The sequence below is a fragment of the Pseudomonas sp. MD195_PC81_125 genome, from assembly GCF_014060985.1.
Taxonomy (GTDB): Bacteria; Pseudomonadota; Gammaproteobacteria; order Pseudomonadales; family Pseudomonadaceae; genus Aquipseudomonas; species Aquipseudomonas parakoreensis.
This window is the reverse complement of record NZ_JABULD010000421.1, coordinates 1-3531: the sequence shown is the minus strand read 5'-3', so window position 1 is coordinate 3531 and position 3531 is coordinate 1. Positions and strand designations below refer to the sequence as shown.

Sequence of the window (3531 nt, the reverse complement as noted above, 5' to 3'; positions counted from 1 at the left end):
GGCCACCGTCGCCAGTGCCTGTTCAAGCATCTGTGGATTGTTATCGACCCACTGCACGGCGATGCCAGCATTGGCCAGGCACATGACAATGCCGCGGCCCATGGTGCCCGCGCCGATCACGGCAGCTTGCTGAATATCGAAGGATGTCTGGCTCATGTTGTTCTCTTGTTGGCGATCCAAAGACAGCCTTCACCATAGTCAGGCACCGGACGTTTTTGAAGTTTATTCCCGTGATGAGCAACATTCAGCGCATGGATAACCCCCAATCGCCCTGAAACCGCACACTGCAGGAACTGCCGACATATCAGAGGTGTTCTTGAGCCCAACTGCGAACCTCGGCGTACGGATACTCCTCCAGCGCCGCATACCCCGAAATCGTCCGTGCCTTTAACCTGGTGAACAACGGCACATTTATCCCGCACAGAAACCGCGTCAGCCGCTCCGCCGTCGGCACACTGCCAGTGTGCTGTTCGTGCCTGTGGATAAAATCACCGCACAGCACCGCGAAGTTTTTATCCACAAGCGCTGGCAACTCGGGAGGCGCCGGAAGGCGCGCGATAGCACCGTGACACACCGAACAGTGCCCGCATCGCTCGGGGGCGTTGTGATCGCCGAAGTGTTCGGCCAGGCGATGGCCCAGGCAGCGCTCAGTGCCGAACAGATCGAGCATGGCGTGAATCCGCGTTATTTCAGCCTGTTCATGCCGGGTAAAATACGCATGCAATTCGGCGCTCAAAACAGCGCTGTCGAAATCACTGTGCAGCACGTTGTAGACCTCGGTCATCTGCTTGCTCTCAAGCTCGACCCAGCCCTTCTCCTGAAAGTAATCCAGCGCCTTCACCACCCGGTTGCGCTCAGCCGAATACTGCGTGTACATCGCTTCGAAATTCACCGTGGCCCAGGTGCGTGCGCGACTGGAGGTGTGGATGATGGCCGCGACAAAATCCCTGCGCTCACCGTCGAAATGCTCAAGCAAGGCTTCCGGCTCCAGCAGGTATTTGAAACGGTATTCGGCGTAATAGGCATAGCGCGGCGCGATCAAACCGCGCAGCTCCATTTGCACCAGTAGAGTTTTCAGCGGCAACGCGCGAATGTTGCTCTGATCGGCCAGCGGCCCGAGCAGAAACTCCCACTGCCCTTCGGCTGCGGCAGCCTGCATTTCTTCCAGCACACAACGAATCCCTTCACGCTCCGGGGTATCGCCGTAGACGAAGTTTTCCAGCACGTTGAGGCTGTCGCGGTTGGCCAGCACCAGGCAATCCGACGGCTGCCCGTCGCGTCCGGCGCGACCGATTTCCTGACTGTAGTTTTCGATGGATTTCGGCAGATCGAAATGCACCACGTTGCGGATGTCGCTCTTGTCGATCCCCATACCGAAGGCAATGGTTGCGACGATGCAATTGGACTGCCCGGCCATGAATTCCTTCTGAATCGCCTCGCGCTGATCATTGGGCAAACCGGCGTGATAGGCCTGGGCCTGTATGCCGTTACGCCCCAGATGCTCGGCGATGTGTTCGGCGGTTTTCTGCAGCGTCACGTAGACAATGCCCGGCTGGCCTGGACGCTCGCTCATCCACTCCACCAGGCGCCGGCGTTTGTCCTCGCCGCGTACCGGTTCCACCAGCAGATTGAGGTTGGGTCGATAGAAGCCGGTGGTCACCACATCAGCGGCGGCGATGGCGAATCTGGCCTGCATGTCGGCGACGACTTTCGGCGTCGCCGTAGCCGTCAACAGCAGGGTTTGCGGAATGTTGAACTGGCGCTGATAGTCCGGCAGCTTCAAATAGTCGGGGCGAAAGTTGTGGCCCCATTCCGAGATACAGTGCGCTTCGTCAATCACCAGCAACGAGATCGGCACCTGCTGCAAAAAGTTGCGGAAACGCTCGTTCTTCAGACGCTCCACCGAAATCATCAGAATCTTCAATTCACCCGAACGGGCGCGGGCCATCACGTCACTGGCATCATCGCGACTTTGCGCCGAATCGATGCTGCCGGCACTGATACCGTGACGCTTGAGGAATGCCAGTTGATCCTGCATCAACGCCAACAGCGGCGACACCACCAGGGTCAGATGCGGCAGCAACAGTGCCGGCACTTGATAGCACAGTGACTTGCCGGACCCGGTGGGGAAAATCGCCGCCGCCGAGCGCCCGGCCAATACAGCGCTGATTGCCGCTTCCTGCCCGGGTCGAAACTGTGGATAACCGAAAACCTGTTCCAGGGTGTGGTGCATGCGCTGTCACTCCGTTGACCGCTGTGATGTCAACAGCCTAGCGGGCGATCACAGCGAGTCGAGAAAAGGTCGGGGTCAATTCGATACGGAATGATACAGCGCCGGGGCGGATGCCACCGGATCAAACAAGGAAACAATTTGCCTCTCGCCGGCCTGACCGCAAGGCAGGTAACGTGCGCCGCATCCACGAAACGAGCGTCGTGCCAGGACGGCCGACACCCGTGGATCAACTCAAGGAATAAACATGTCCGACAGACTGAAACTGCTCCTCACCCTGACACTCGCATCGCTGTTGCTGGGCGGATGCATGCAACTCCCCGATGACATTCCGCCCCTCGCCATGCGCGCCACCGCAGGCCACGCAATCACATAGTTCTCGCCGCAACGACGACCCTAGGGACGCAGCACCGCCACGCGAAGTTGCGCATTCAGTTCCTGTTCATGCACACCCTGGCTCTTGCTCGCCCACTGTGCATGGGCCGGACTGATGTCGCCGGTAAACGCCGCCGCCAGTTGTCGCAGGTCCGCCACACTGCGTACTCGCGCACAGAACAACTGTTCGCCACAGTCCTGACTGGCGTTGCGATAAATGCCCAGCAAACGCTCCCACAGTCCCTCGCGCACCTGCCGGATCGGTTTGAGCCGCACATGCGGCACATCCAGTTGCCGTTGTAGTGCGCCAGCATCTAGCATTTCACTCGCCAGCAGGACTTTGGCGAACATCAACACTTCGGCACGTGAAGCAGTATCGATGCGGGCCTGGCTGGACAGCGCGTCGGGCCAGCCAGTGCGTTGCAGATCGACAAACATCCAGCCGTTGCCGGCATCAGCAGCTACGGCCAAGCGACACCCAATGGTCCACAGCAATAAAATCGAGGCTATTCGTAGCCATCGCATACTCAATTCCCTTTAAGCGCGCATCGGACGTTTGGAAACGTCCTACAGTTTCTGGCGCGCACCATACAGAGGATTCTCAAGAAACGCCTGTGAATCCCGTGGGAAATTTCTGCGCTAAGGGTTTTACCTCGAAAAAGCTGCAAAACCTTGTAGGGCAATTGCCCGAGTCTCGGAAAAACCCCTACGAAACCTCCGTCCATCACGGCGGTCTTGTGACCCCTTGCCACGCACTTCTATAGTGGCCGGCGCGGCTGCAACCACTGGAGCGACTTCGTACAGGACACGTCTGAACATGAACATGCATAACCCGCTGGCCAATCGTTATCGCCCGCTCAAAAGCACCGACGGCGATCATCCGGTGCTGACCATAGATACTCAAGCCAGCCACGGCGAACTGCTCG

General features: G+C 58.6%; 3 protein-coding genes. All 3 read right to left on the bottom strand.

Features of this window, described 5'->3' with window-relative positions; translation table 11 throughout:
* On the bottom strand, nucleotides 1-156 hold a 156-nt coding region (locus tag HT737_RS17165), incomplete at its 3' end, for a 3-hydroxyacyl-CoA dehydrogenase NAD-binding domain-containing protein (RefSeq protein WP_306287225.1).
* A gap of 148 nt (nucleotides 157-304) precedes the next feature.
* The gene (locus HT737_RS17160; RefSeq protein WP_182403397.1) at nucleotides 305-2233 is read right to left on the bottom strand and encodes an ATP-dependent DNA helicase RecQ; all 1929 of its coding nucleotides are present in this window, start codon (nucleotides 2231-2233) and stop codon (nucleotides 305-307) included.
* Between the two features lie 393 nt (nucleotides 2234-2626).
* Complete coding sequence (locus tag HT737_RS17155; protein WP_182403395.1) at nucleotides 2627-3130, bottom strand: polysaccharide deacetylase; 504 nt, start codon at nucleotides 3128-3130, stop codon at nucleotides 2627-2629.
* Nucleotides 3131-3531 lie beyond the last annotated feature (401 nt).

What these genes read in the sequence shown, in the direction of transcription:
- HT737_RS17155 (WP_182403395.1), bottom strand. Translation starts at nt 3,130, where the DNA reads ATGCGATGGCTACGAATAGCCTCGATTTTATTGCTGTGGACCATTGGG.
- HT737_RS17160 (WP_182403397.1), bottom strand. Translation starts at nt 2,233, where the DNA reads ATGCACCACACCCTGGAACAGGTTTTCGGTTATCCACAGTTTCGACCC.